Raw genomic sequence first — 24,502 nt, 5'->3', positions numbered from 1 at the left:
AAATCCAAGCGTTTCCTTAGATTGTTGCGCTTACGAAACGAATTGACTTTTTAAAAAGTTTGAACTTTGAACTCCGTTGGTCGCATTTTCGCTTGACCATTGGCTTTGGTAAGCCTGCGTCAGCCCGAGTCGGCAGGTATAGATGTCAGTCGACTATGCGCTCGGCAATGGCGTTGTAGCGAGGCAACGATTGCCAAGGAGGGCGCACTTCCCGATCAGCCAAGCGGTTGTGTAGATCTCGGCCTTGAAGCCTCGCCCGTCACCTTCTGCTCGGGACATTGGTCGGAGTGACCCAGCGCGAGTGTGCCATCCACACCTGACAGGCATTCGGCGTCCCGATGCGCAGATCGACCCGGCCGCCGGCCACAGCGAGGAAGGCGCCGGCGCAAACTACACCCACCTGCGTCCCGAGTATCTCCGCGGAGTTCATCGCCTCGACAGAGGCGTTCTGGGCCGCCGTCGCAGCACGCCGATGCTCATTTGCGATAGTAGTGCAGGTGTATCGCGATTTCGGAGAGCGACGATGGGCCCGCTTCCAGGAATTACGGATACGAATCGATTCTGGATAGTGCGATCGAGGTCACGATTTCGATGATGGACCAGTAGACAAGGATGCGGCAGCGACGTACGAAATTAGCTTCGAATCTAGGGGGTTTTGGTGCGTTCTTCAGACTCGTTTGCCGGTCGTTTAACGCGGCGAGATACATCGTGGCGTCACCAGGTAGCGGTCATTTTCTGCCTTGTCAGCGCGATGACGACGCCGTTTCTGGCACACGCGCAAACTGCACCTGCTGCTCCGAAGATCATCTCGCCACTGATGGTCGCCGAGGATGTCAACGGCGTCAACATCAAGACCGGCAAGGTCAGGCAGAACCTCCCCGGCTGGGGCGTGCCCGCGGCGCCTCGCATCGCAGGCAGCAGGGTCACGGACTTCCAGCCCTATGTTTCCGGCGATATCCCGGTTCCCCTCACGCCTCAGATAGAAGTCGCATCGTTTTCTGTGCATGTCGGCAAGGGGGCGTCGGAATCGTTTTCTTGTTACGACCGCGATTGCAAGTCCAACGAGGGCACCGGATCGACTCTGGTTTACGTGAATAACCTTACGGCGAAGACCGTCTCCGTCAGGTATCTTAGCGCCTCTACTGGCGCTGCGTACACGTTCAATCTGATGAATTATTACGACTATAGGGCCCCCGACAACTGGAGTACTGGCTACGCCCGCATGGCAGCTTTCGCATCGAAGGCGGAATACCCCGATCGCGAAACGATAACTTTCGCCTATAAAACCGTGAATATTGGCCCGCAGACCTCTCATCGGATCGGCAAGGTATCCACCAATGCCGGCTACGAGATAAAATTCGAATATGGCGGCGACGACCCGTACGTCATGTCGTTCAACCAGGTTAAGACAATCCGCACCTATAAAACCGGTCAGGAGAGCACTCCTCTCCGATCGTTCAATTATAGCTACGACGATTCAGGCACCGCTACGATCACCGAAGTGGGAGAAGAATCGCTTTCCCGCTCCTATTCGATTGCCAATTGCGGCTGCCAGGCCGCCGGCCAGATCGAAGTGTCGAGCGGCAGCTTCACCTATCCCAACGATTCCTCGGCTTCGAGGACGTTCACGAAGCGCGCGGACGCGAATCTGATCGAGGGCATGACCATCGACGATGGCGCCTGGTCGTATGAATACACCAGCCCCACCGCCGTCGGGCTCGATTACGCATACACGGCCGTAAAAGTAACCGACCCGAATCTGGGCGTGAAGACTTACAACCTGACGAACAAGCTGGGTCCGTTCGGCCAGATTGCCCGCAAGAATATCGATAGCATCATCGACGAGGAAAACCGAAGAACCGCGTTCCTTTACACGGATTTCGGATTGGTGAAACAAATCGACAACCCGGAAGGAGACTCGGTCAAGATCGCATATGACGACGCGGGCAACATCGTCGAGCGACGCACGCGGGCGAAGGACCCTGAGCACAACCCCGATCTCGTAGAAAGCGCCTTCTACGATCTGGCGAATTGCAGCGGTGGATATGATTGCCACGTTCCGAAGTGGACCAAGGACGCATCTCTCGCCCAGACCGACTACAGCTATAACGGGCTGGCGCAATTGACCGAGATGAACGAGCCGGCCGACAAAGACGGCGTTCGCAAGCGGACCATCATCGACTACGCCACCAGCGCTTCCGGCATCTCCCGGCAATCGAAGGTTGCCGTTTGTGGATACCATCCGGTCGATCCTCAGAAGAACAGCTGCGGCACCGACCGGGCGTTCGTCACGGAATTCGAATATTTCAACGACACCGCACTGGTTTCTGTCGAGCGCGCCATCGACCTTTCCACCGGCACGAGCCTTTCCACACGCTATTCCTATGACAGCGCCGGACGCCTCCTGTCGGTGGATCGCCCGCGGCCGGGCACGGATGACGCATCCTATCGGAAATATGACGGCCTGGGGCGTGCGCGGTGGGAGATCGGCCCGCTCGCAAGCAACGGGACCCGCTCGGCAAGCCGTACGACCTATCGACTGAGGGATGACCGGCCCGAACGGGTCGCGGCGGGCAGCGTGACTTCCATCGAGGCCGAGAATTTCGCAGTCGAGAACGAAGTGGTGCCGTCTTTCGACGATTATGGCCGCGTCGTCCGCGTGAAGACCCTCGACAGGGGCGTGACGGCAACCGTGTCGGACACGGCCTATGACAAATTGGGCCGCAAGACCTGCCAAGCCGCGCGCATGACCCTCGCCAATTTCGACGCGGCACCCATGAAAGCTTGCGTCCTGGACCCTCAGGCAGGTTCGGAGCCGGACCGCATTTCGGCGATCGAATATGACAAGTCCGGGAAGCCGAAGTCGGAGCGTCGGGGTGTCGGGACGCCGCTGGAGCAGATATACGCCAGCTACACCTACACGCCGAACGGAAAGCGCGAGTCGCTCACCGACGCGAAGGGGAACAAGGCCGGCTTCGTCTACGATAGCTACGATCGTTTGAAGCAGTGGCGCTTTCCGTCCCCCACGGTCGCGGGCGCGCCGAACGAGAATGATTTCGAGGAATATGGCTATGATGCGAACGGCAATCGCACGAGCCTGCGGAAGCGCGACGGTCGCAAGATCGAGTACCAGTATGACGCGCTGAACCGCGTGACAGCCAAGCTCATTCCCGATGCCTGCGTCATCGGCTATGCCTGCACCCAGCCTCCGGGCACGGCGACACGGGACGTTTATTACCGCTACGACGTGCGCGGCCTTCAACTGTCCGCGGCCTTCGACGCGCCGGACGGGGCGAACGCGGTGACGAACGCGTTTGATCGTTTCGGCCGGATGCTGTCGAGCACCACGCAGATGGAAGGCGTCAGCCGCACGCTGAGCTATCAATATGATGATAACGGCAATCGCACGCGCGTGTCCCACCCGGGCGGGACTGCCTTTACCTTCGAATATGACGGCGCCGATCGGCTGACGGAGGTGCGCGACCCGTCATCGGTACTGGCGACGATCACCTACGATGGGGTCGGGCGCCGAAAGACCCAGGGTGGAGGCAACGCGGAATCGCGCTACGACTATGACGGCATCGGCCGCCTGAAGCTCCTCACGGACGACCTGGCGGGCGTGCCCCATGTTTCCTCTGGCTTCGACTACAATGCCGCGAGCCAGATCGTCTCGCGCACGCGATCCAATGCCGCCTACGCATTTCGCGGCTATGCGAATTTGAGCCGCGCCTATGTTGCTAACGGCCTCAACCAATATCGCACAGTTGGCGGCGTCACCTTCGGTTATGACGCGAACGGAAATCTCGCCTCCGACGGGACGTCGTCCTACACCTACGATGCCGAGAACCGTCTCGTCACCGTCGCCGGCGCCGCGAGCGCCAACCTCGTCTACGATCCGACGGGACGGCTCTGGCAGGTCACCGGACGCGATGGCCAGAGCACGCGGTTCCTCTATGACGGCAATCAACTCTCTGCCGAGTACGATGCGAGCGGCAATCTGCTGCGCCGTTACGTCCACGGCACCGGGGACGATGATCCGCTCGTCTGGTACGAGGCCGGGCAGCCCCGCTGGCTTCACGCCGATCATCTGGGCTCCATCGTGTCGGTCAGCGACAGCTCGGGTAGGCTGATCGAGACCAATGCCTATGACGAATATGGCATTCCCGACGGCCGCAATATCGGCCGGTTCCAATATACCGGCCAGGCCTGGATCCCCGAGCTCGGGATGTATTACTACAAGGCCCGCATCTACTCGCCCACGCTTGGTCGCTTTCTCCAGACGGACCCGATCGGGTATGACGATCAGGTCAATCTATATACTTATGTCGCAAATGATCCGGTGAACGCAAAAGATCCAAGTGGAACCGAGATCGTAGTGCGAGATGAATCTCAGCGACCAACAATCCAAGCGTACGTAAATGCTCTTTCAAAGACACAGTACAAATTTGACAAAGATGGCCGATTGACAGTGGATGACAAGGCGAAGATCAACCGCAACGGGTCTGCCTACTATTCTAACCGCTTAAACCGAGCGATATCCGATAAAAGGGTATTAAACGTAGGAATCAGTCAAGGTGTAAGGTATTCAACGCGTGGAAGAGTTCAAACCTTCAATGTAAGGCGTCAGTGCGGTGGCGGATGTACTACACCTAGTGGGCGCACCGTTGTGGTGGATGGAAAGCCGACGTTCGCGCCGAGTGCCAACGGCCGTATGATTGCACTGTCACCTGCGGAAATAGTTATGCACGAACTAGTCGCTCACGCGATCCCTAGGATGTTTGGCGGAGGAACGGGGAATGGGATCAAGAACGACAATATAGCAAGGGATCAGATCGGATTGCCGCTTAGGGAGAATTCGGAAACCCATGACGAATAATAGAACTCTTGTACTTTTTTTCAGATGCGCAGCTCTTGTGGCTGCAAGCGTAAGCATTGCCGCCTGCACACAGGCTGCCGTTCCCAGAGACGCAACTGGCATTTGCTATCGCCGAATCGCGTGGTCTGATCCAAAAAAAGGCACAATGAGTCGCTTCGAGTTTGTGCTTGCAGAGCGCTCGTCGCAATTGCTCAAGGACATAAGCAGGATAGAGTGGGCCGAAGGCAGTGACTCGTCGCTGAGGAATCCCGATATGCCGCCTTTTGTCTGGACGGGCATCTGGGTTGATGACGATAGCGCCGATGGAATGAACGGACCTGACTGCTCAAATTTGCCGCATTGAAGTTTGGTTGGTGACAGGGATGCACCCCTGTGCGAGCCAGAGCCCCTAATCTCAACCCTCGACGCCACCGCGCTGCCGTTCCGGCACCGGCATGCGCATGGCGGATGAGACAATTGAGATTTTGGGGAAGCCCGGGCTAGAGTCTCAAGCCCTCCAGGCGACGGCAGGCGCCGCCCGGAGGGCCGGAGCAGGTTCAGGAACGTACCTGCTCCCCGGTGCCGGTCGTCAGAAGACGATCTTGAAGGCTCCGGTGATTGCGTGGTCAGCGTTGCCGGCGCCGAGGACCCCGTCGTAACCGACGCTCAGCGTGACATTCGGGGAGAGGCGGTACCGCGCCTCCACATTCAATGCGCCCGCATCCTTCGCTCCGGCCGTGCCGAGCACGGTGAACGGCGTGCCGCCGGCAAAGGTATGGCGACCGACCGGGTCGAGATCGCCCCGGCCGTGACGCCAGCCCGCAGTGCCCCGCAGCGAGAAGGCGCCAGCCGGGCTCGTTTCGAAGCGCACGCCGGTCATCCCGCTCATCGTCGTCTCGCTGATCGCCGCGCCCGACAGCGCCGCGATGCCGCCGGTCTCGGTGAAGGCATCGGTCCTGGCGCGGATCGCGGACAGGCTGACGAAGGGCTCGACATGCCCGCCGCCCACCGGCAGCCGGTAGCCGGCCTCGACAAAGCCCTGGAGCACCGAGCCGTGATAGTCGGCGGTCGTCGTGGCGCTGAACCCCTGGAACGCGATACGGCGGGTGGTTTCGGTGGTGGTACGGGCATAGCCTGCCCCGCCCCGCAGCCCGAACCCGCCCAAGCGTGCCCCGGCATAGACCATGCCGTGGATGCTCCCGATCGAGCCACTGCTGTTCCGACGCGCGACGCGCAGGTCGGTATTGGACCAGCCACCCGCCAGGCCGAGCGTCACCGCGCCGAAGCTGCGGTCAAGCCCGACCACGCCGCCCTTGGTGTCGCGATCGAGCGCGGCGGCGTTGTAGTCGCCGTCGCTGATACCCGAGGTGCCGAACAGGCGGCCCCATAGCGCGCTTTCCCCGGCATCGACCAAGCGGTCGAGCACCGCGCCGCGCACCAGCCGGCTATCCGCCACCATCGCGTTGCGACCCGAGGGGTGGATTTCGCCCGAGAGCTGATCGAAGGCATCCTGCGCCGCCGCATCGGTGGGGAGCAGCAGCAGCGCGTCCTTCAGCGCATTGCCGTCGTGCAGGCTGTCGGCGCCGGCGCCGGTCTCCTTCTGGTTGGGAGTCAGCCCCGCCGCCGCGAATGCCTTCATCTGGGCGAACTCGAGGAAGGCGGTGGTCGCGGTATAGCCGTCGCGGACGCCGGCAAAGGCCGTGACGAGTTGGTCCTCGAACAGGAACTGACCGGTCAGCCCGCCATCGGCCTGCACCACGACATATTTGCCGTGGAGCACCAGCGGCTGGGTGACGGCGACCTGCAGCCGGCTGCCGGCGTCGATCTGGACCTTCCCGGTGGTGCGGAAGGAGTCCGCCCCGTTCAGCCCGGCAATGTCGACCGCAAGCACCGCGCCGTTCGCGAAGGTGGTGGCCGCCGATGTCTGAAGGACATCGCCGACGCCGCCGTCCTGCAGCCGGAGGAGGCCGCTGTTCTGGAAGCGCTCGAGTCCCTGCCACCGCGTCGTCTCGGCAGTCGCAGCCGACAATCCGCTGATAATCGTGCCGGGCGTGGCGTTGAGCAGTTGATCGTCCACGGTGGTGAAGCTGCTGGAGCCGCCGATGCTCTGCCAGCTGCCCGTATTGACCACCACGCTGTTGCCGCCGGAGAGCGCGAGCGTACCGATCAGCGTGCCGGAATTGCCGATCCCCGTCGACCCGCCGGTGACACGGATGGCTTCGTCCGATCCCCATCCGGATGCGTTGCGGATCGTGCCGGTGTTGAGGATCGTCGCGTCCTGCGCCGTGTCGGAAACGGCCATGACGCCGCGATTGCCGCCCTGCACGACGCCGGTCACCGTGATGCTTGTGTCGCCGAGGCCGTTGTTGATCGTCGAGATGCCGCTGAGGCCGCCCGAGGCACTGGCCGCTTCGACCAGAATGTCGCCCGACCCCGCTCCGGCGCGGACACGGATGCCGTCGTTGGTCTGAGTAACGACGCTGCCGGTGGCGATCACGCGGGTTTCGCCGGTGCCGAGATTTTCGGCGCTGATGGCATTGCCGACTGCCTGCACATCGGTGGCGCGGATCGTCAGATCGGTCGCGCTCGCGGCGTTCTCGGCGCGGATGCCGAAGTCGCCGCCGCTGACGAGCTTGGTGGTCTCGATCATCGCCGCGCCGAGGCCGTAATTGTCGGCACGGATGCCGCCCAGGCCGCCCGAAACGTCCGCGGCCAGCACGGTCAGGCTGGTGCTGTCCGGGCCCGCGCCGAGCAGGATGCCGACCTCGCTTACGCCGCTGACCTTGCCGGTGGCGACGACCATCGTGTCACCGCTACCCAGGTTGTTCGCGCCGATCCCGAAGCCGCCGCCCTGGACCTGGCCCGCGCGGATGGTCAGGTCGGTCGCCGAGAATAGTGACTCTGCGTAGATGCCGAATTCGCCTGCCGTCACCGGCCCGGTGGCGGTGATCGACGTCGCGCCCAGCCCGCTATTGTCGACGCGGATGCCATGTTCGCCGGCCGAGACGGACGCGGCCTCGATGGCGACGTCGCCAGCCGCCGTGCTTGCGAACGCGCGGATTCCGGTTCCGCTTCCTGCCGTGACCGCTCCGGCGAGCACCTGGGTGCCGCCGCTGCCCAGATTATCGGCGGCGATGCCCGCGCCCGCGCTCTGGATCTGCGACGCACGAATGATCAAGTCGGTCGCGCCGGCGCCGTTGCGGGCCAGTATGCCCGCCTCGGCGCCGGAGACGAGGCCGGTAGTGGCGATCAGCGTCCCGCCCGTCCCGTCATTGACGGTGCCGATACCGCGGGTGCCGCCCGCGACGTCGACTGCGGCGACCCGCAGGTCGGTCGAGCCGGTCCCGCCGACGACCGCGATCCCAGTGCCGGTCGCGAACGTGCCGGTGACCGTTCCGCTCGCAGCGACGCTCGCCGCGCCCTGGCCGAAATTCTGGACGGTGATGCCGTTGCCTCCGGTGACGCTGGTCACATCGACGGTGACGTCGAGCGTCGCGGTATCGGCTCGCACGTCGATCCCGGCAGGACCGTCGCCGGTGACGTCGCCGGAGCTTCGGACCGAAGTCCTGCCGATGCCATGGTTGACCGCGAAGATCCCGGTCGATCCTCCCTGGACCGCGGCGACGTCGATGACGAGGTCGCTCGCCATCGCGTCGTTGCGGACGATCATCCCGTCCCCGGCCCCGGTGACCAGACCCGTGGCGACGACCGAGGTGTTGCCGGTGCCGCCGTTCTGGACTGCGATGCCATAGGTCTCGCCGCTAACCTGCGCGGCGCGGAGCGCAATGCCCGTCGTCGCGCCGCCATTCTCGATCGCGATGCCGCCATCGCCGATGCCCGCGACGATCCCGGTGGTCTCGACATTGGTGGTGCCGGTGCCGAAATTGCTGACCAGCACGCCATAATCGCCGCCGCTCGCATCGCCGATCGCGACATTGACCGCGCCCGCGGTCCCGCTCGCATCGACGCGCACGCCGGCACCGGTCTGGCCGGTCGCCTTGGCAGCGGTGATGTTGGTGGTGCCGGTGCCGACATGCTCGGTGGCGATGCCGTCCTCCGCGCCCAGCACATTGTTCGCCGAAATCGTCAGATCGGCCGCGCCGGCGTCGTTGCGTGCGAAGATGCCGGAGCTGAACCCGCCGGTGACCGTTCCGGTGCTGGTGATGGCAGTCTCGCCGGAGCCGAGATTTTCGGTGTAGATGCCGCCCGCATTGCCCAATACGTCGGCCGCGACGATGCGGATGTCGGTCGAGCCCGTGCCGGTTGCGACGACGATGCCGAAGCCATCGGCCGCGAGGGCGCTGACCGTACCGCTCGCGGTGATGGTCGTCGGTCCGGCGTAATTGGTGACGTTCACGCCGGTGGTGGAGCCGGTGACGTCGGCTACATCGATCTCGACCCCGTCGTTCAGCGTGTAGGCGAGCACATTGATGCCGGCCCCCGTGGTGCCGGTGACGGTGCCGGTCGCGGCGATGCGCGTAGTGCCGGTTCCCTGGTTGTCGACGACGATGCCCGAAGTCCCGGTAACGTCGACCACATCGACAGCGACGTCCAGCGCGGTGGCGCCGATCGCGGCGTCGATGCCGTACCCCGTGGCAGCGGAAACCGTGCCGCCCGCACGGATGCTGGTCGAGCCGATTCCCTGGTTGCTGATCCGCATGCCGCCAGTGTTGCCATTGACGACGTTGACATCGACCCGCAGGTCGGTCGCAGCTCCCTTAGTGCCGACGACCACACCTTCGGCCGAATAACCGGTAATGGTTCCGGTCGAGACGACATCGGTCGTGCCCGTGCCGAAATTGGTGATGCTGAGGCCGCGGCCAGCGATGACGTCGACGGCTGAGACCGTCATGTTGCGCGCCGTCGCCTCGTTCAGTCCGATGATGCCATAGATGTCGTCAACCGCGACCAGGCCGGTCGTTTCGATCAAGGTATCGCCGGTACCCTCGTTGAGCCCGAGGACTCCGAAATACGAGCCGGCGTTCACGTTGTGGGCGTGGATCTCCAGGTCGGTCGCGTTGACACCATTGCCGACGTTGATGCCGATGCTGTTGGCCCCGGTCACGGTGCCAGTTGCGGTGAGCCGTGCGGCGCCAATGCCCCCATTCGAGATGACGGCGCCGGCCTCGCCGCCGGTCACGTCCCCGACGGTAAGGTCGACCGAGCCCGCAGAATTTGCCGTGGTGATGCGGACGCCCACATCGCCCAACCCGGTCACCGTGTCGACGACGACATTGGTCGTGCCCGATCCGAAATTCTCCACTTCGATGCCGTTGCCGTTGGCGGCGACATTGGCGGCGCGGATATTCATGTCGGTCGAGCCGACGACATTCTGCGCGATGATCCCATAGTCCGTGCCCTCGACGAGGCCCGTGGTGTTGATCGAGGTTGCGCCGGTGCCCTGGTTGAAGGTGCGGATCCCGTAGAAACCGGAGACGTCGGTGGCACCGATCGAGATGTCATGCGCGGTAGTGCCGTTGACGGCGAGAATGCCATTGCCTTCGCCGGCGACCGCGCCACTCGCGGCGATCAGCGTGTCGCCAATCCCCTGATTGGTGACCTCGATTCCGGAGACCAGGCCGTTGACCTGCGTGGCGCGGATGTTGATGCCCGTGGCGCTCGCACCAGCCTGCACCGAGATGCCGCTGTCGTTCAGTCCGGTCACGGTCCCGGTCGCATCGACCTTGGCGACGCCGGTGCCGTCATGGTTGACGAGAATACCGTAACTGCCGCCGATCACCTCGTCCGCGGTGAGGTCGAGATCCGTAGCCCCGCCGTCCAGCGTAGCCTGTATTGCGGTGCCGAGATGAGCCACCACCTCGACGGTCGCCGAGATGGTGGCCACTCCGTTCCCGCTATGCTCCACGACGATGCCGTCGTCGCGCGCACTCACCTTGCCGACGAGCAGGAAGAGCTCGCCCGAACCCGCGAAGTTGCGCGCAAGGATGCCGCTGCCGCCGCTGTTCGCGATCGCACCGCTCCAAAAGGCGGACGTGGCGCCGCCACCGAGATTGTCCAGCGACAGGCCGTTGCTGCCGTTGGCGAAAATGCGGCCGCTTGACGAAATGGCGAGTTCGCCCACCGACGCGCCGCTGGCGCCGCTGGTGGTGAATCGCGCGCCGGCGCCGGTCAGCTCCGGCGACCCGTTGAAGCTGATCAAGCCGTCGCCGGTGACCTGCAGCGCGAGGCCGTTGCCATTGTTCGTCGTATCCACGACGAAATCGAGATCGGTGGTCACCGTCGCATCGTCGGCGATGATGACCTGCGGCACGTCGGTCTGGCCCGAGCAGGTGAAATTGGCCGGCGGCCCCTCCACGCACTGGGCAAAGGCCGGGGAAGCGATGGCGGCGAAGCTGACCGAGGCGGCGAGCGCCGCCATGCGGGTGGCACTGCGGCCACGGCGATGGGAGCGCTGCGCCCCCGGAGGCGCGGCGTGCGAGCAATATCCAGTCATGATCGGTGTCCCTGTTCCTGATTGCGACTCGCGCCCCGGGGCTGCCTGCCGAAACGGCGGGCGGCGGCCTGGACTTGGGCCGCCGGCTCGATACGGCGCCCGCGCTTCCGCAATCAGATGCACCGCCCGTCGCCGAGCGTTGCCTCGAAATGCACCGGGTTGCATTCCATCAATCGACTGGCCAAACTCTTGAGAGAAAAGGGGACGAGGATGGCAAACGGCTTCGGGGATCGTCTCACGCTGGCGCTCAAGGCCCTGTCGATGAGCCGCGGGCGGCTGGCCGCCGAACTCCAGGTCGACAAATCCCTGGTCGGGCGATGGGCCTCGGGCGCGGTCCACCCGGCGGCGCACAATCTCGAGCGCCTGACGCACTTCCTCGCCGAAAAGCATCCCGGGCTGACCTTGCTAGACTGGGAGCGCGAGCCCGCCGACTTCGCCGCCTTGTTCGGAGTCGATCTGGTCGCCGCCGCGCCGGAGCGTTCGTCCGGAGTGACGTTACCCGCCGAAACGCTCGACGCGGCGCACGCATCGACCGATCTGCGCGGCGAGGCCTATGAGGGATTCTGGCGCGCGACCCACCCCGCGGTGATCGCCCCGGGTCGCTTCTTTCACGAGCATGGCATCATCCGTCGCGGCGCCGCCGGCCTGCTCGAATTCGAACTCGGCGGACCCGATGTCCGTTATGTCGGATCGATCCTGCCGATCGAAGGACAGGTGTTCGTGATCGCGACCGACACCGTCCGGCATCTCCCCTGCTTCATGATCTTCAACATCGTAACGACGCCCAAGATCGTCCTGATGGACGGCGTGCTGCTGACCGCCGGGAACGCGATGCGCGATCCCGCGGCCTATCCGATCGTCATGGAGCGGATCGGCGACCTAAGCCGCGACACCGAGGCCGATGACGCACACGCCGCGGGGCTGATGTCACGACCGCAATTCGTTCATGACGAAAGCCTGGTGTCACCGGCCATGCGCGCTCATCTTGTCCGCGACTTTGGACCCGAAGCCTCAAGGGTCGGAGGCGCGCTTTTGTTGACAGCCTCTGGCACACCCCACCTCGCCGCGATCATCGCTGCGAATACATATTCCGACTGACGGTATAGCCAGTTGAGGATGCAGGGACACATTGGGCTCTATGTCGTACTGGTACGAGGCGCCTTGCCGGCGATAGGCGGTCAATGGACAGATGCAGGCAAGCCCGCGTCAAAACGAGATGAGGGCTAGCGGTCCGGCCGCTTTTGGGCAGCGAGCTCACATAATCGGACCTTCGTTCAACCGAAACGAGACGGCAGCTAAGCGCCCTGATATCCGCCGATCACAGCCATCGCGCGCGCTCCCGAAAGCAGACGATCAGACTTCCGCAGCCATCGTTAGCGGATATCTGATCGCGCGGGCAGGCGCCGGTTGCTCACCCCCGGACTCAGCCACCGCTCACTGCACACTGCAACTTCTTCGACGGTTTTGTCCCGAAGCGTCAGGCGACGATCATCGGAGCTGGGACTTAACGCAGATGTGTTTTGTTGCACACCTATCGCGCACGTTTGTTCGGTTTTAATTTCTGTGTGTAGAACTATGCGGTGTAATCTGGGCGCAAGAAATGCAAGTTGCGATATGTGACGAGGTGCCGGGTCGTCCGCGCGATCCGGTGATGGCGCTGACGCTAGATCGGCCGGTGATCAGCTTGCGCGATCTGATTCGCGCACGCATCGCGCTGGAGCTTGAGCAACTGGCGGAGGTTGAGACCGATCCACAAGATGCCGAGGAGCGGCTGCGCAAGATGCAGCGGCGATTCCTCGTGGTGCCTGACAGCGTGGAACGGCAGCTCAACGGCGAACGCGGACCTTATGGACCCGGCACGCGCCTCTTCCCTGGTGAAAACCGGGAGGCGGGCGACGCGGCGCCTGCCGACGCCGGGAGAATGGCTGAACTTGCCTTCGCCGCATTTGCGAGCGGGGGATTTTTCGTGCTGACCGGGGAGCGGCAGATCCTCGATCTGGACGAGGACCTGAGCTTTGCCGAGACCGGCGATATCACCTTCCTCAAGATCACGCCGCTGCAGGGAGGATGATGCGATGCTGAGCCGCATCTTCGGTTTGAAGCACGCGCGGGTGGCGACGCTTGCGGAATGGCATGCTGATCTTGGCTGGGACGATCTGGATCACGATGCGCTGACAGCCGAATTGCTTCAGCCGACCGACCCCGCGCTGCGGGAGATCTGCCGGATCATCACGGATATGGCGGGCGAGCACCCCACCAACGAGGAGCGCGCGAAGATGCGCGCGCGCACCGATGCCGCGCTGCAGGATGGACCGGCCTTGCTTCTGGCGGAGGCGCTGCGTCGCTTCCCCTATGCCGAGGCGCTCTGGCAGCGCCGTTCCGGACGGCTCAACAATCTGCGGCCCGTCCTTGAACACGCCACCGCCCACGCCGCGGCGAGGTTGGCGGGCGGGGGCGTGGCGTTGCTCGGCGTCGTCGATTGCCGGGAGGCGCTAGAGACGCTCGTCAAACTGCATCATCCCTCGACCTATCCCGGTTCGATGCGCGACACGCTGACGGTGAATGTGTCGCGGCTGGCCGCGCGGCATCAGGATGCAACGCTGACAGCGGCATTCAGGCGGCTGATCGCGGCGATCGAGGCGCATCCCAGGATGGGCGAGGCGAAGCAGGTGGGCGCCGTGCGCGGGATCCTCCATGCGACCGGGTTGCCGACCCACCTTGCTCCCGGGCTGCAGGCGCACCTTCGCAAACACGAGTCGCTGTTGGCCATCCGGCGAAAGCTGGGGCTGGCGGCAGGTGCGGATCTCGCGCCGCTGCTCGACGCCGTGTTCGACGAGACGACGCCGCTGACGGATAGCAACGCGATCAAGGCGGCGGCATATCCCCCCTTCAAGGCCTTGCTTGATCAAGGTCCCGAGGCGCTGGGCCAGCACCTCATGGCGCTGATCGCGATCATCGAGGGGAAGGCCAATCTCGGCGTGACGCGCTGGTCAGACCTTCAGCGCGATGGCAGCGGCGAATTCCGGTCGTACCCAGTCCAGGGCAATGCCGAGACCGGCATGGCCAATCTGGCCACCGGGATGCTTGCGCGAAAGCTCGCACTCAATGATGCTGAGGTCGGGCGCGTGGTACGCTGTGCGGGAAAATTCCCCGGGCTGCAGACGCGGCATCTGCTCAACCTTGCGCTAAAAACGGCGGCCGGGCGCCGCGCCGGTGCGACCGAAACAGCGCTACGAGCTCTCGCCGCAAACAACACGAATGTCGCGATCGGTTGCCTGCCCGACGACTGGAAGGTCGACATCAGGCGCGCGCTAGAAGGCGAATCCGAAGCGCAGGCGCGTACACTGCGGCCGTTCGAACTACCGACGATCAACTTCAAGGTATGGTGCCCCGAAGGCGACATGCTGTGGCATTTCAACCCACTGCTAGACGTCCGGCTATATGACGCTCGGCACGCCGCCTGGCTGGCGGAGACGATCAGCGCCGCGGACCATGGTCTGGGGCCGACCCCGGAGGAGGAACTTGCCGCGCGCGAACATTTCGGCGCACCGCTCGGTGCCGAGGAGCGCGCGCGTGTGCTCGCCAGTTACACGGCCAGATATCGGGAGCGTAGCGCGCGGATAGGGACATATGCGCGCTTTCTCCGCGGGCTCCTCGTCGCGGTGCGCCCCTTTGCCGAAACGGCGCCCGAACCGCTGCGGCGGTTCGGAGAGCATTGCCTCTCCCTCGCCAACAAAACGACTCCGCCGCGGAAGTGGCGCGACGAAGCGCGGCTGTTATGGGATGCGATTGGCGAAGAACGCGGGCAGGCTTTGTTAGTGGCAGTGATCGGCGCGCTCGGTAGTGCTCCCGACGGCGCGAAACTGGCGGAGCCGGTGCTGCGCGGACTGGTCTACAGCGCGGCTGAATGGGAGGCGGACGTCGTGGCGCCGCTGCTGGCGGATTTCGCGCTCCGCAAATGTTATCAGACCGTGCCCGGCGTAGGAATTCGTGACGAGAAACTGGGCAACGCCTGCCTGTGGACGCTGGTACAGCTGCCGGGAGGCGCAGGTGTGCCTTATCTCGCGCGGCTTATTGCGCGGGTAAAATATCCGAAGATCCGGGCCAAGATCGACGTCGCGCTCAACGAAGCTGCGGCGCAGGCCGGCGTGTCGCGGGCGGCGCTCGACGAAATGTGCGTGCCGACGCACGATCTCGATGCGGAAGGCGCGGTGACGTTTGCGCTAGGCGGCGGTCAAGCGGCACTCACACTATCTGGCAATCGCGAAGTCGCGATCCGTTGGGTCACGCCGGAGGGCAAGACAGTCAAGGCGCCGACCGCAGCAATGAAGGATGACCGGGAGGCGCTCAAGGCGGTGCGCGCGACTGCGAAGGAAATCGAAGCCGATCTCGCCACCCAGATCGCGCGTCTCCAGCGAATCTTCCTCGAGGATCGCGCTTGGCCGATCGATCAATGGCGCCAGCGTTACCTTGATCATCCGCTGCTGCGAACGCTCTCGGCGCGCCTGATCTGGTGGGTTGCCGAGGACAGCACCCGGACCAGCGTGATCGCCGCAAAGGGCGGACTGCACGACGTCGCGGGCCGTGTCGTCGCGCCCGATTCCGACGCGCGGATCCGCCTGTGGCACCCCATCGAGGACGCGCCCGAGGCCGTGCTCGCATGGCGGGACCGGATCGAGACCCTGCACGTCGTCCAGCCGTTCGCGCAAGTATGGCGCGAAATCTATCGCCTGACCGATGCGGAGCGCGCCACCGACATCTATTCCAATCGCTGGGCAGGGCACATTCTCAAGCAGCACCAGGCAATGACGCTGGCGCGGCTCAACGGCTGGACGGTGACACATCGCATGTGGGTCGATGCACCCAACGACGCTCCGTGGCATCTGACTCTCGGCACGCACGGGCTGGTCGCGGACTATTGGATCGAAGGTACGGGCGGCGATAATCCTGACGTGCTCGACAGCCAGGCCTATGTCTATGTCAACACCGACCGCGTCATGTTCCACCGCATCGCGGAGACCCATTCGGGCAAGGACAGCGCCTATGGCCCGGATCGCGGTGCCGCAGCCCCGCTGGCAGAAGTTCCGATAGTCGTCTTTTCCGAAGTCATGCGCCACTGCGACCTGCTGACCGGCGTCGCCTCGATCGCCAGCGATCCGCAATGGTTGGACGGCGGTAGCGACGCCGAGCACCCCAGCCAGTGGAGGCGCGGTGCGGCAGCCGACTATTGGACGCGAGCGACCGGCGCCGAACTGGAGGAGGCAGGCAAGATCCGGCGCGAAATGCTTCAGCGCATTGTCCCGCGGCTGGCCATCGCGCCGCTCTGCAGCTTCGACCGTCAATGGCTGCTGGTACAGGGCAAGAAGCACCTGTACCGCATTCACCTCGGGTCCGCCGCGGTACATGTCGGCGAACAAAGGCAACATGTCTGCATTGTGCCGGCGTCGAGCAGCACGGCCCCCGATGCCGCATGGCTCCCTTTCCAGGGCGACCGGACGCTGTCGATCATCTTGTCAAAGGCGGTGCTACTCGCGGCGGACGACAAGATCACCGATCCAGTGATCCTGCGGCAAATCTGATACGGTCGTGGACGGGGGAAGCCCTTACCAGGGCCGACCCGGTCCGTCCCCGCGGACGCCATCCCCGCAACGGCCCAGAAAGAAGCGAGCCTGCAGACGCACACTGCCGCTCGCTACCCCCACGAGCAGGGCGCTCCCGTCTGAGAACTATACGTCAGCGATGGCCCGTCTCAGTTGGCCGAAGCCAGGACTTCGCTGATCCAGGGCATTTGGATGGTTGGCGGCGAATAGCAGCTATCGAATTCCTAAATCTCCAAGCGGACTGTCCGCTGATGATGCTGTGGACGGCTCTCCACCCTCCCGCGGTTAGCCTCGCGGGGTTGAGCTGGAAGGAGAGCAACGATGGAGAAGGTTGCGACGATCGGTCTGGATATCGCGAAGTCTGTGTTCCAGGTGCATGGGGTGGGCGCGAATGGTGAGGTTTTGATCCGCCGCCGGCTGACGCGAGCGAGGATGCTGCCGTTCTTCGCGAAGCTGCCACGCTGTGTCGTGGGCATCGAGGCGTGCAACAACTCGCATTACTGGGCGCGCGAACTGACCGCGCTCGGCCACGACGTGAAGCTGATGCCGGCGCAATACGTGAAGCCCTACGTCAAGCGCGGGAAGAACGATGCGGCCGATGCCGAGGCGATCTGCGAGGCGGTGACATGCCCGACAATGCGCTTTGTCGGGGTGAAGAGCCCGGAGCAGCATGCCATTTAGCCTCACAACAGCCCGGGCAAGCATGGGGCCGAATGTGGGACGGCTCGAATAAGCCCACCCCGAAGGGTTTGTTTTTTAACGATATTTAGTTAGTGCTGGCGTGGTGGAGCTGAGGGGAATCGAACCCCTGACCTCTGCAGTGCGATTGCAGCGCTCTCCCATCTGAGCTACAGCCCCGCCGCCGGCCCCGGCGAACCGGGAGGCGCTTCACTTAGCGAGCCCCGATCCCCTGCGCAACTGCGTTGCGGACGCATGCCCCGCGATCCGTCGATTCGATGAAATGCGGAACCGAATCTGCCTCTCGCACGCTGAATCCGGCGTCAGGCGCGGCGCGCTCTTGCGCAGCGGCGCCTTGCCCGGAAGATCAGGAGAGACCCAGATGGACGACCGCAATCGCCGCTATGGCCAGCGTGACCAATACGGCCGCAGCAGCCCGTACGACCATTCGCAGGACTATGGATCTGGCCGCAACTATTCTTATTCCGCCGGCGATCCGGGGCGCGAGCGTGGCTATGGCGGCCGCGACTGGCGCGACAGCGAGGACCGCGGCGATCGCAGCCAGCGCGGCGGCTGGGACGAAGCCCGCTCCGAACATTATCGCGGTGAGACGACCGGACAACGCCAGTATGGCAGCGAACGTGGGTATGATCGCGATCGCGGGCGGGATCGCTATGACGACGATCGCGGCTTCCTCGAACGCGCCGGCGACGAGATTCGCTCGTGGTTCGGCGACGAAGAGGCGGAACGGCGCCGCGAGCGCGATCAGCGCTACGACGCCCGGATGGGCCGCGGCGAGCGCAGCCATAGTGCCGCGGGCGACCACCACTATCATTCGTGGCGGCGCCAGCGGATCGCCGAGCTCGATCGCGACTATGACGAATATCAGCGCGAGAATTCGCAGCGCTTCCACAATGAATTCACCAGCTGGCGCAACGAGCGTCAGGGCCAGCGCGATTCGCTGCGCCGGGTGCGCGAGCATATGGAAGTGCTCGGCTCGGACGGCAGCCATGTCGGCACCGTCGACAAGATCCGCGGCGATCGCATCCTGCTGACCAAAAGCGACGGCGATGCCGGCGGGCATCATCATTCGATCCCGTCGCGCTGGATCCAGTCGGTCGACGAACGGGTGACGCTGCGCAAGACCGCCGAGGAAGCCAAGGCGCACTGGCGCGACGAGGAACGATCGGGCGCGATGTTCGGCGATGCTGGCCGCGACGACGACCGCCAGGATTGGTCGAGCGAGGGCAACCTCAACCGGAGCTTCTCCGGCACCTATTGAGCCGGATCGACACGGGAGCGGAAGGGCCGGGGAGCGTTCCCCGGCCCTTTTCATCGGGCGAGAAAGCGACCACGCCCGTCATTCGGTCCCCTTGGCCGGATTGGTGAAGATGTCCTCGATCGCCATTCCGAACAGGTCGGCGATCTTGAAGGCGAGCGGCAAGGAGGGGTCGTAGCGGCCGGTCTCGATCGCATTGACGCTCTGGCGCGAGACCTCGAGCCGATCGGCCAGATCCTGCTGACTCCATGCCCGCTCGGCGCGCAGCACCCGGAGGCGGTTGATCATGCGCCGCGCACCGCGAGATGGTCGCGCAGGCTGATCACGCACTGCGCCGCACCCCAGGAGAAGCACCAGAGCGGGAATACCCAGAGGAACAGGTCGGGATCGGCCTCGATGGCGCCGCCATTGACCAGAAAGCCATAGATCGTGGCGACCGACAGCAGCACCCCGGTGCCGAACAACATGCAGCTGGCGACCTGCTGGCGAAGAAACTCGTCGGTCTCCTCGATGAGGTACAGCCCCATCACCCCGATCCCGCCGATGATCGGCAGTGCCGGCAACACCGAGAGGATGAGCAATTGGAGACCGACGGGGTGCCAGTTGCGGATCGCCCAGACGCAGGCGAACAGCATTATGACATAGGCGAACATCATCGGCATGAACCGCCGGATGTAGCGGCGGGTGGCCGCGCTAGCTATCTTCATAAGTCAAGCTCCCTTTCTAGTTGGTAAGGTGAGCTTTACATAACCAGGCGCCAAGGTGTCAACGTGAGTTTACATATGGAAAAGTAATATGGACATTTTGTCAGGCGTGCCCGACAGGGCGCGGCGAGCGGCGTTCAAAACCAGAAGCGAGCCGCCGGGCGAAGGCGGCGAAGCCGCGTCAGTTTGCTTCGGAAAGCGAGGCGCGCCTCGAGCGGGTCGGCGCGCGAGCGTCGAGGGCGGTCTCGGCGGCAGGGGGCACCAGACTATCGGCACCGGCCTTCCGCAATCGGCAGTGCAGGGAGACCGTCGCGAATTCGTCGACGCCCCGGCTCACCCGTCCGAGTGCAAGCAGGGCATCGCGCACGATCCCGGCAAATCCGCCGCGATATTTTGCGACGGGACGGCGCTCGACCTGCACCTCGTCGAAGATGGCGGTGCTCAGTGCGTCGAATTGCGCCGAGGTGAGGCCGTTGAGGGTCGGCAGCGCCGCGCGTCCGCCATCCCATGTCTTGCGCGGCGCGGGTTGCCGCGAATGCGCCAGACCCAGCCGGTCGATCTCCCGATTCGCCGCGTCGACCAACGTCTCGGGCGAGAAGAGCAGGTGCAATCCGGGAAGCGTCGACACGTAATCGAGATGATGGCTCAGCATCCCGTCATAAGGCGGGAAGGCCAGATAGGCGATGCCGCCGGGGCGCAGCACGCGGTGGATCTCGGCAAGCGCCGAGGCCGGATCGTCGACATGCTCGATCACATCGTGACTGACAACGATATCGAAGCTGTCGTCGGGATAGGGGATGCCAGCCTGTGTGCAGATGCGGAACTCGGCATTCTCCACGCCGCGGTGCCGTCGGAACGCCTCCGAAAGCTCGATATGCGTCTGGACCGGCTCGATGCCCGCCGCGAACCGGGCAAGGCGCGCATAGGCGACGGTCTTCCCGCCATAGCCGCACCCGTAATCGAGCACGTCCTTGCCGGCGAACGCGGCGGGAAGCTCGGGGAAGATGCGGTAGAAATCGTCGACGCCCTCGAACTCGGTATAGCCCTGGCGAAGGCGCTTCCGGGGATCGGCTTCCGAAAGTTGATCCGGAGTGGCGGCGTAGCCGACCCCTCTGCTGCGAAAGGGCGTGTATTGCGCAGCGCGAATCAAGCTGCTGGCCAGAAAAGTAGCTACTTTCCCCATGATCGGAACGTAACACGGAAACTTGCGGCCGTCTTGGTAATTACATCGCCCGAGCGATACGCCGGTCGATCTCGACTGCACTTGCCGCCGAGGGCGCCGCAGCCATTTTCGTCAATCTAGCCGGACATCTGGTCGATCATGTCTTGCGCCAGCAGGCTGAGCGTGTCGTCGCGCGCGCCCATGATGACGATGCGGTCCCCCGCGCGCGCCTGCGCGGCGAGATGCGCCGCGGCGGCCTCGCGATCGGGGATGTGGAGCGCGCGCCTGCCGGTGGCGGCCACGTCGGCGACGATGTCGGCGCTGGTCACTTCGCGGGTCACCGTGCCGCCCTGATAGACCGGATCGGGGAGGACGAGCAGATCGTCGGCGCCGAGCTTCGACGCGAACATCGCCACAAGCTCGCCGCGCATCACCTTGAGCGGGCCGTAGCCGTGCGGCTGGAACAGCAGCAGCAACCGGCCGGGAAAGGCGTGGAGGGTGTCGAGCGTGGCGGCGATCTTGTCGGGGTTGTGCCCGAAATCGTCGATCACCGCGACGCCACCCGCCTCGCCGACCAGTTCGAAGCGGCGCTTGAGCCCGGTGAAGCCGGCGATCGCGCGGACCGCCGCGTCGAGCGGCACGCCCGCCGCCTGGACTGCGCCGAGCGCGGCGAGCGCGTTGGAAATGTTGTGCCGCCCCGGCACCTGCAGCGTCACCCGGACCGGCGCCGCGCCCCCGGCGTGCAGATCGAAGGCGGCGCCGAAGGGCTGCTGCTCGAGATTGCGCGCGACCAGATCGGCATCGCGCTCGATCGCGAAGCTGGTCAGTCGGTCGGCGGGCAGGGTCATCGCCAGCGCCGCGCCCTCGCCATTGTCGAGATTGACCACCGCGGTGCCGGCCTTGGCGATGAAGGCGCCGAACAAGGCGATCAATTGCGCCATCGGCATGTGATCGAGGCTGACATTGTTGAGCACCGCGACCCTGGGCCGATAGAGCGCGATAGAGCCGTCGCTCTCGTCGACTTCGCTGACATAGGCCTCGCCCGCGCCGACCAATGCGCTGGCGAAAGGCGCGTCGGGCGAGGCGAAGTTCTTCATCACCGCGCCGTTCATCACCGTCGGATCGCGCCCGCAGGCATGCAGGATCCAGCCGATCATCCCGGTGACGGTCGATTTGCCGCTGGTCCCGGCCACGCCGATCGATTGCGGCGCGGCGTTGAACAGAGCGGCGTTGAGTTCGGCGCGGGTCATCCGTTCGTTGCCCAGCGCCGCGGCGCGGACCATGTCGGGAACGCTCGCCTCGATCGCCGCGGAGGCGACCAGGATCTGGTCGGGTGAGGTGATCCCGCTGCCGTCCTGCGCGAACAGGGCGATGCCGCGGCGCTCGAGGTCGTCGAACTTGGCGGGCAGCCGGCCGGCATCGAGGCTGCGATCCGACCCGGCGACCGTGGCGCCCTGTCCCGCTAGGATCATCGCCAGCGGCATCATCCCCGAGCCGCCGATGCCGACGAAGAAATAAGGTTTATCGTGCTGCATGGGCTCGGCTATCGGCAATCCGCCGATCAAGGGCAAGCCGCACCGCCTCATTCCCTTCGTGCCGAGCTTGTCGAAACACCGCTTTGTCCTCTACCTGCGGGCGCAGAAGACGAGGGCCCTTGGACGAGCTCAGGGCGAACCGGGAATTGGACGAGCATGCGCATCGGAGTCGTCGCACCCGCAAGACCGGTCAGCCGCGAAGGGTCGCTGCGGATGGCGGCGTTCATGGCGCTGACCTATCCCGATCACGACATCGTGTTTCACCCGCAATGCTATTTCGAGGCGGGGCATTTCGCCGGCACCGACGCGCAGCGCGCCGCGGCGTTCCTCGAATTCGCCAACGATCCCGGCTTCGACGCGATCTGGTTCGCGCGCGGCGGCTATGGCTCGAACCGCATCCTCGACACGGTGATGCCGCGGCTCAACGCGGCGGCGGGGCGCAAGACCTATATGGGCTTTTCCGACATGGGGTTCCTGCTCGGCGCGCTCTATGCCCGGCGGATCGGCCACCCGGTCCACGCCTCGATGGCGAGCAGCCTCGGCAAGAACGATACCGGCGAGGCGGCCGGCTGGGCATTGGGCTGGCTGATCGACAAGGATCGCCGCGCGCTCGAGCCGAGCCTCGCCGATGGACGCCCCGCCGCGGCGTTCAACCTCGCCATATTGACCAGCATGATCGGCACGCCGTGGCTGCCCGATCTCACCGATCATGTGCTGATGATCGAGGAAGTCGACGAGCCCCTCTACCGGATCGACCGGATGCTGTTCCAGATGGCGCATGCCACCCAGCTCAAGGGCATTGCCGGCGTGCGGCTCGGCGCGGTGAGCGCGGTGGTCGACAACGGCAACGACTTCGGCGAGACGATCGAGCAGATCATCGCGCGCTGGTGCCGCGACATGAAGGTGCCGTATCTGGGCCGCGCCGAGATCGGCCATGTCGAACTGAACCGCGTGGTGCCGTTCGGGGTGGCCTAAGTTGACCAAATCCTCCCTCGCGCAGCGGGGGAGGTGGCGCCGAAGGCGTCGGAGGGGGCCTGACCGCGAACGACGTCTGTGCGGAGACGCCCCCTCCGTCAGCTTCGCTGCCACCTCCCCCGCTTCGCGAGGGAGGATTTAGCGCAGCACCCCGTTCCGCACCGGCTCTCCGAAATCGGGCGTCCCGTCCTTGCGGTACCGTACCACCTGCACCCGGGCGTGGCGGTTGGGATCGAACAGGGGATCGCCCTTGATCGCGCGATAGTCGCGGCCGTGATACACCAGAAGGTCGCGGCCCTGCTCGTCGACGACGAAGCTGTTGTGCCCCGGGCCAAAGATCTGGTTCGCCTCCGAGGTCGCGAACACCGGGGCCGGGGATTTCGTCCACGACGCCGGGTCCATGATGTCGGCATCGGCGTCGGCGCTGAGCATGCCCATGCAATAGCGCGCGTCGGTGGCGCTCGCCGAATAGGTGAGGAACAGCTTGCCGTTGCGCGCGAGCAGCGCCGGCCCCTCGGCGACCTTGAACCCCTGGACCTCCCAGTCGAGCGTCGGCACCGTCAGCCGCGCGGGCGGCGCGGCGAGGGTGGTCGGCGTCTTGAGCGGCGCGAGATAGAGGTTGCTGTTGGTCTCGATGCCCGGCTCGCGCTGCGCCCAGCAGATGTAGCGAATGCCCTTGTGCTCGAAGATCGTGCTGTCGAGCGTGAAGCTATCCCATGGCGTTTCGAACTGGCCGAGCAGCGACCAATCGGCGGTCAGCGGGTTCGCGCCCTTGCCCTGCAGGACATAGGTGCGGATGTGGAACTTGTCGTCGCCATTGCCCGCGGCGAAATAGACGTGCCACGCGCCGTCGAAATGGTGGATCTCGGGCGCCCAGATATAGCCCGCCGTCTTGCCGCGTGCCGGGCGCTGCCACAGCACCGTCTCGGGGGCGTCCCGCAGCCCGGCGATCGTCTTCGCGCGGCGCAGCACGATGCGGTCATATTCGGGGACCGAGCCGGTGAAATAGAAATAGCCGCCGTGGCGCAGGATCTGCGGGTCGGCGCGCTGGAGGATCAGGGGGTTGGTGATCTTCGCCTCCTTGGGCTGAGCGATGGCAGGCATCGCGGCGACGATGCCGAGCGCCGCGCCGCCGGCAATCAGGTTCCGTCGGTTCATGGTCTGGTTCTGCATACGGAAGTCCTCAACCTGATCACGGCCCAACGCGCAAGCCGAATCATCAGACTATTGGCATGAACTGGTCCTTGCCGGGTGCCTTGC

Annotated in this window: 12 protein-coding genes, 1 tRNA gene and 1 pseudogene; 7 read left to right on the top strand and 7 right to left on the bottom strand. The window is 64.6% G+C overall.

Going from position 1 to position 24,502, the window contains the following annotated elements; translation table 11 throughout:
* Nucleotides 1-658 precede the first annotated feature (658 nt).
* Complete coding sequence (locus Q9Q95_RS01115) at nucleotides 659-4,876, top strand: RHS repeat domain-containing protein (RefSeq protein ID WP_306093215.1); 4,218 nt, start codon at nucleotides 659-661, stop codon at nucleotides 4,874-4,876.
* Nucleotides 4,877-5,444: 568 nt separating this feature from the next.
* On the opposite strand, the gene Q9Q95_RS01110 is transcribed toward Q9Q95_RS01115, so the two are convergent.
* Nucleotides 5,445-11,309, bottom strand: coding sequence for an autotransporter domain-containing protein (locus Q9Q95_RS01110; protein WP_306093214.1), 5,865 nt, complete (start codon nucleotides 11,307-11,309; stop codon nucleotides 5,445-5,447).
* A 210-nt stretch (nucleotides 11,310-11,519) separates the two neighbouring features.
* On the opposite strand from Q9Q95_RS01110, the gene Q9Q95_RS01105 reads away from it, so the two are divergent.
* The 4 genes and pseudogenes from Q9Q95_RS01105 to Q9Q95_RS01090 all read left to right on the top strand — a co-directional run.
* On the top strand, nucleotides 11,520-12,407 hold the full coding sequence (locus tag Q9Q95_RS01105) for a hypothetical protein (RefSeq protein WP_306093213.1): 888 nt from the start codon (nucleotides 11,520-11,522) through the stop codon (nucleotides 12,405-12,407).
* 502 nt (nucleotides 12,408-12,909) lie between these two features.
* Entirely contained in the window at nucleotides 12,910-13,380 is a 471-nt protein-coding gene (locus Q9Q95_RS01100) for a hypothetical protein (protein ID WP_306093212.1), read from the top strand.
* Between the two features lie 4 nt (nucleotides 13,381-13,384).
* Nucleotides 13,385-16,888 (top strand): DUF4132 domain-containing protein, encoded by a 3,504-nt coding sequence (locus tag Q9Q95_RS01095; RefSeq protein ID WP_306093211.1) that lies wholly within the window; start codon nucleotides 13,385-13,387, stop codon nucleotides 16,886-16,888.
* 342 nt (nucleotides 16,889-17,230) lie between these two features.
* A pseudogene (locus Q9Q95_RS01090) lies at nucleotides 17,231-17,584 on the top strand (transposase); the annotation flags it as partial.
* A gap of 107 nt (nucleotides 17,585-17,691) precedes the next feature.
* Here Q9Q95_RS01090 and Q9Q95_RS01085 read toward each other — a convergent pair.
* Nucleotides 17,692-17,767: transfer RNA gene (locus Q9Q95_RS01085), tRNA-Ala, on the bottom strand.
* Between the two features lie 202 nt (nucleotides 17,768-17,969).
* Between Q9Q95_RS01085 and Q9Q95_RS01080 the strand changes: the two genes are divergently transcribed.
* A complete protein-coding gene (locus Q9Q95_RS01080) occupies nucleotides 17,970-18,869 on the top strand; it encodes a DUF2171 domain-containing protein (RefSeq protein WP_306093210.1) in 900 nt (299 codons plus the stop codon).
* A 78-nt stretch (nucleotides 18,870-18,947) separates the two neighbouring features.
* Here Q9Q95_RS01080 and Q9Q95_RS01075 read toward each other — a convergent pair whose 3' ends face one another.
* The 4 genes from Q9Q95_RS01075 to murC form a co-directional block, all read right to left on the bottom strand.
* Entirely contained in the window at nucleotides 18,948-19,154 is a 207-nt protein-coding gene (locus tag Q9Q95_RS01075; protein ID WP_306093209.1) for a helix-turn-helix transcriptional regulator, read from the bottom strand.
* The gene (locus Q9Q95_RS01070) at nucleotides 19,151-19,573 is read right to left on the bottom strand and encodes a hypothetical protein (RefSeq protein WP_306093208.1); all 423 of its coding nucleotides are present in this window, start codon (nucleotides 19,571-19,573) and stop codon (nucleotides 19,151-19,153) included. Before Q9Q95_RS01070 ends, Q9Q95_RS01075 begins: the two co-directional genes overlap by 4 nt.
* Nucleotides 19,574-19,751: 178 nt before the next feature.
* Nucleotides 19,752-20,720, bottom strand: coding sequence for a bifunctional 2-polyprenyl-6-hydroxyphenol methylase/3-demethylubiquinol 3-O-methyltransferase UbiG (locus Q9Q95_RS01065; RefSeq protein WP_306093207.1), 969 nt, complete (start codon nucleotides 20,718-20,720; stop codon nucleotides 19,752-19,754).
* Nucleotides 20,721-20,869: 149 nt separating this feature from the next.
* Complete coding sequence (gene murC / locus Q9Q95_RS01060) at nucleotides 20,870-22,267, bottom strand: UDP-N-acetylmuramate--L-alanine ligase (RefSeq protein WP_306093206.1); 1,398 nt, start codon at nucleotides 22,265-22,267, stop codon at nucleotides 20,870-20,872.
* A 156-nt stretch (nucleotides 22,268-22,423) separates the two neighbouring features.
* Here murC and Q9Q95_RS01055 point away from each other — a divergent pair, with 156 nt between their 5' ends.
* On the top strand, nucleotides 22,424-23,242 hold the full coding sequence (locus tag Q9Q95_RS01055) for an LD-carboxypeptidase (RefSeq protein WP_306093205.1): 819 nt from the start codon (nucleotides 22,424-22,426) through the stop codon (nucleotides 23,240-23,242).
* 138 nt (nucleotides 23,243-23,380) lie between these two features.
* Here Q9Q95_RS01055 and Q9Q95_RS01050 read toward each other — a convergent pair whose 3' ends face one another.
* Nucleotides 23,381-24,415 (bottom strand): family 43 glycosylhydrolase, encoded by a 1,035-nt coding sequence (locus tag Q9Q95_RS01050; protein ID WP_371876655.1) that lies wholly within the window; start codon nucleotides 24,413-24,415, stop codon nucleotides 23,381-23,383.
* Nucleotides 24,416-24,502 lie beyond the last annotated feature (87 nt).

This window comes from Sphingomonas sp. DG1-23, from assembly GCF_030730875.1.
Lineage (GTDB): Bacteria > Pseudomonadota > Alphaproteobacteria > Sphingomonadales > Sphingomonadaceae > Sphingomonas.
The sequence above is the reverse complement of the archived record's forward strand: the minus strand, read 5'-3'. Positions and strand labels throughout refer to the sequence as shown.